The organism is Candidatus Methylomirabilis sp. (assembly GCA_036000645.1).
Lineage (GTDB): Bacteria > Methylomirabilota > Methylomirabilia > Methylomirabilales > JACPAU01 > JACPAU01.
Genome location: DASYVA010000026.1, coordinates 1 through 4013 on the forward strand (window position 1 = coordinate 1; position 4013 = coordinate 4013).

Sequence of the window (4013 nt, forward strand, 5' to 3'; positions counted from 1 at the left end):
GCAGGAGCGGGCCCGCGCCGAGCAGCTCGCCGCCCTCGGCCTCATCGCCGCCGGCCTCGCCCACGAGGTCCGCAACCCCCTGGCCGGCCTGCGCTCGACCGCCCAGGCCATGGCCCGGAAGCTCCCCCCCAAGGATCCCCAGCGCGACTACCTCGACCGGATGCTGGCCGAGATGGACCGGATTGACGGGCTCGTGCGGAGCTTCCTCCAGTACGCCCGCCCCCCGCGCCCGACCCTCAGGCCGGTCTCCCTCCCCGACGTCATCACCAGCGTCACCTCCCTCCTCCGGGAGCGGCTCGCCGCCAGCAAGGTCCGGCTCAGCACCGAGTTCCCCAAGCCGACCCCCCGGGTTCTGGGAGACCCCCAGCAACTCCAGCAGGTCTTCCTGAACCTGCTCCTGAACAGCCTCCAGGCCATGCGCAACGGCGGGGAGATCCGCGTCCAGGCCCGCTGGCTGGAAGAGGTCCCCGCGTGGGAGATCCGGGTGCGCGACGACGGCCGCGGCATCCCGCCCGAGCACCTGGCCAAGGCGTTCACCCCGTTCTTCTCGACCCGGGCGCAGGGCTCGGGCCTGGGCCTGGCCATCGTCCAGCAGATCGTGCGCGAGCACGGGGGCCAGGTGGCCATCGAGAGCGGGCCGGGCAAGGGGACGACCGTCATCGTCCGGCTCCCGGCCGCCTCGGCCCCCGGCGGGGCTGCGTCAACTCACTGATTCGCCCTTCATCACGGTCACATGGCGACCATCCTCCTGGTGGACGACGATCCCCTGCTCCGGGGCAGCCTCGCCGAGGACCTCGGCGCCCACGGCCACGAGGTCGCGGTCGCCGAGACCGGCGCTCACGCCCTCTCCTTCCTCGAGCATCTCCCTATTGATCTGCTCCTCGCCGACCTGCGCCTTCCCGACGTGACCGGCATCGCCCTGCTGCACGAGGTCCGCGCCCGCCACCCCGAGGTCCAGGTCGTCATCATGACCGCCTTCGGCGACATCCCCACGGCGGTCAAGGCCATCCAGGACGGGGCCTACCACTTCCTCCCGAAGCCCTTCGACCTGGAGGAGCTCCATCCGATCCTGACCCGTGCCCTCGAGACCCAGCGCCTGCGCCGCGAGGTCGCGACCCTTCGCGCCCAGCAGTTCGGCGACTCCCACATCCCCGGCCTCCTCGGGGAGAGCCGGGCCACCCGGGACCTCCGCCTCCTCATCCGCCGCGTCGCCGCTACCCCCCGCACCTCGATCCTCGTGGTGGGGGAGAGCGGGACCGGCAAGGAGGTGGTCGCCAATGCCATCCACGCCGCCTCGGCCCGTGCCGCCGGCCCGATGGTCAAGGTCAACTGTAGCGCGATCCCCGAGACCCTCCTGGAAGCCGACCTGTTCGGCTACGAGAAGGGGGCCTTCACCGACGCGAAGGCAGCCAAGAAGGGGCTCTTCGAGCTGGCCAACGGCGGGACCATCTTCCTCGACGAGATCTCCGACATGGCGCTTCCCCTTCAGCCCAAGCTCCTCCGCGTCCTGGACGAGCAGGTCTTCCGCCGGGTGGGGGGCCTGAAGGATATCCGGGTGGACGTCCGGGTCATCGCCGCCACGAACCGGGACCTGGCCGCCCTCGTCCAGGCGGGCCGGTTCCGGGGGGACCTCTACTATCGGCTGCGGGTCATGGAAGTCTTCATCCCCCCCCTCCGCAGCCGGCCCGAGGACATCCGGCACCTCGCCCACCACTTCCTGGCCTTCTACAACCGGGAGTTTGGGACGAGCGTGGCGGGATTCGACCGGGCCGCGGAGTCCCTCCTGACCGGCTACGGCTGGCCCGGCAACGTCCGGGAGCTGAAGAACGTGATCGAGCGGGCCGCGATTCTCGCCGACGGCGATCTGATCGTCCCGGCGCTGCTGCCGCAGCAGCTCCAGGCGTCCGCCGCCACCCTGCTCAATGGGGAGGGGGGCATCTTCCTGCCCCCGGCGCTCTCCCTGGAGGAGGTGGAGAAGCAGTACCTCCGCACGGCCCTCAAGGCGGCCCTGGGCAACCGCTCCGAAGCCGCCCGCCGCCTCGGCATCACCCGCGTCACCCTCCGCGCCAAGATCCGCCGCTACGGGCTCGCGTAGATCTTCCTCACGAACCCGCTCGAAATCTCCGAGTGTCTCGCGTCGTTGACGCCGTGGGGGAGGCCAAGGGAGCGGGCAATCCAGAGGACTTAGAGGCTCAGCACGAGCCTGAGGGCTCTCTCCACGTCCGCCATCCGCGCAGGTGGGATGGTTCCCGCAGGGGTCGGGAGGTGGGTCTTCGGGTCGAGGAAACGGATTGGGTCCAGAGAGCGGATCTGAAAACAAAGGAATACGGTGTCCATGGGAAGGCCGGTTTCCTTAGCGGTCAGACGGACGTTCGAGGGATAGGCGCGAGGGACGTTCTTCGCGTTCGTTCCGACGACCACCGTAACGACCAAGGGCTGGTGGTTGATGGCGTCGGCCGAGACCACCAGGACGGGTCGGCGACCCGCCTGTTCTCGGCCGTGCGTGGGGCTGAGGTTGACGAAGTAGATCTGACCGCGGCTAATCACCCTTCAGCCCGTCGGTCTCGGCGATGGCGAAATCTGTGGAGATGGCTGCGCACTCGGCGCGGATCGCCGGATCTACAGCCATCTGGGCCATGGCCCCCTCAAAGGCGCGCGCCTTCCGCTGGGCAGCGAACTCCTGCAGGGCCACGGTGACGAGGCGGTTGAGGTTCTGCCGGAGTTCGGGGGGGGCTAGGGCGCTCACTTCCTCAACGAGCTGGCGGGGAAGGGCAACGCTCCGGCGGACCGTCTTGGGTAAGGCCTTCGTCTTCATAGCACACCTCCATTCACACTTTTTATAGCCTACTATGGGTTACCTGTCAATGATGGTTTTCTCCGCGGGTAGTGCTGTCGTGTCTTCATCCCCCGGAATCGGGAGCACGGCCGCCCGCCGGCTCGGCATCACCCGCGTCACCCTCCGCGCCAAGGTCCGCCGCTACGGGCTCGCTTAGGCTCCTCTCCCAGCCTCTATTCGGCGGCCCAACACCCCCGATTGCGTGCTCCCGGCCAGGGGGGGGTCAAGCTCTTTTCGCCCGAGATTGCTTTGGACGAACGGCGCGTTTCTCGACTTTTACCCCGTTGAGTCCCTCGGGGGCAGTCAGAAAGTATCCACCCTCCTGCCTGATCGTGCACGCCTGGGTCCATGGAGCTACCGGGAACGAAGACGGCCGACGAAGTGATCATTCCGGCCCCAACTCTGCGAAAACATGAGACGGCCTTTCGCTTCAGGTCAGCCGGTAGCGGGCCGCCGTATTTGCACCCGTAAACCCGGCACGGCCGTTGCTTCGCGCCGCTTACCCATCACCATCTCCCGCATGGCTATAGGGCAACTGTCTCAGTGCCCAAACACATTCTTATCGCTGACACGCAGGAAACGGTGTGCTGGGCCGTCTCCCAGGCCCTCCAGGAGTCCGACCTCGGGGTCAAGGAGATCACCGCCCTGACCCCGGAGAGGGCCCTGGCCGCCCTCCGGGAACACCCCGACATCCGCCTTGCCGTCGTCGATTGCCGCATGATGCGGACCGGCAGCGAGGAGGAATTCATCCGCATGATCCAGGAGGCCGTCCCCGGCCTGCCCCTCATCGTGACGGCTACCCTGTTCCTGGATGACCTGGAGGAGCGGCTCGAGCACCTGGGCTGCACGGTCCGGCTCCAGAAGCCGTTCTCGCTCGATACGCTGCTAGACCTCATCAAGGCTGGACTGGCGAAGGATTAGGACGGCCAGGACCGGCCTGCTGTAACTGAGAGGGCGAAGCCATGCCTGCGGAAACTCCCAACGGATCTGCCTGGTACGCCCTGCGCACCCGTTCGCGCCACGAGAAGCTGGTCCGGGACCAGCTCGCCACCCGGGGGATCGAGCCATTCCTCCCCCTCGTGACCCGGTGGCGCCGGTGGGCCGACCGGCGCAAGCAGGTGGCGTTCCCTCTATTCCCCGGCTACTGCTTCGCCCGGTTCCCTCTCCGCGAGCGGCT

Annotated in this window: 6 protein-coding genes; 4 read left to right on the forward strand and 2 right to left on the reverse strand. The window is 68.1% G+C overall.

Annotation, left to right across the window (positions count from 1 at the left end):
- Both VGT06_01265 and VGT06_01270 read left to right on the forward strand, forming a co-directional pair.
- On the forward strand, window positions 1-712 hold a 712-nt coding region (locus VGT06_01265), incomplete at its 5' end, for an ATP-binding protein (GenBank protein HEV8661761.1).
- Between the two features lie 21 nt (window positions 713-733).
- Window positions 734-2095: a sigma-54 dependent transcriptional regulator gene (locus tag VGT06_01270; GenBank protein ID HEV8661762.1), complete on the forward strand. Its 1362-nt coding sequence runs from the start codon at window positions 734-736 to the stop codon at window positions 2093-2095.
- 89 nt (window positions 2096-2184) lie between these two features.
- Here the strand turns inward: VGT06_01270 and VGT06_01275 are convergent, their stop codons facing one another.
- Together VGT06_01275 and VGT06_01280 are read right to left on the reverse strand one after the other, a co-directional pair.
- Window positions 2185-2547 (reverse strand): type II toxin-antitoxin system PemK/MazF family toxin, encoded by a 363-nt coding sequence (locus VGT06_01275; protein ID HEV8661763.1) that lies wholly within the window; start codon window positions 2545-2547, stop codon window positions 2185-2187.
- On the reverse strand, window positions 2540-2815 hold the full coding sequence (locus VGT06_01280; GenBank protein HEV8661764.1) for a hypothetical protein: 276 nt from the start codon (window positions 2813-2815) through the stop codon (window positions 2540-2542). The genes VGT06_01275 and VGT06_01280 overlap by 8 nt, the downstream gene beginning before the upstream one ends.
- Before the next feature lie 603 nt (window positions 2816-3418).
- Here VGT06_01280 and VGT06_01285 point away from each other — a divergent pair.
- Both VGT06_01285 and VGT06_01290 read left to right on the forward strand, forming a co-directional pair.
- The gene (locus tag VGT06_01285; protein ID HEV8661765.1) at window positions 3419-3757 is read left to right on the forward strand and encodes a hypothetical protein; all 339 of its coding nucleotides are present in this window, start codon (window positions 3419-3421) and stop codon (window positions 3755-3757) included.
- A 41-nt stretch (window positions 3758-3798) separates the two neighbouring features.
- Window positions 3799-4013 (forward strand): transcription termination/antitermination NusG family protein (locus VGT06_01290; protein HEV8661766.1); only part of this gene is annotated, 215 nt, incomplete at its 3' end.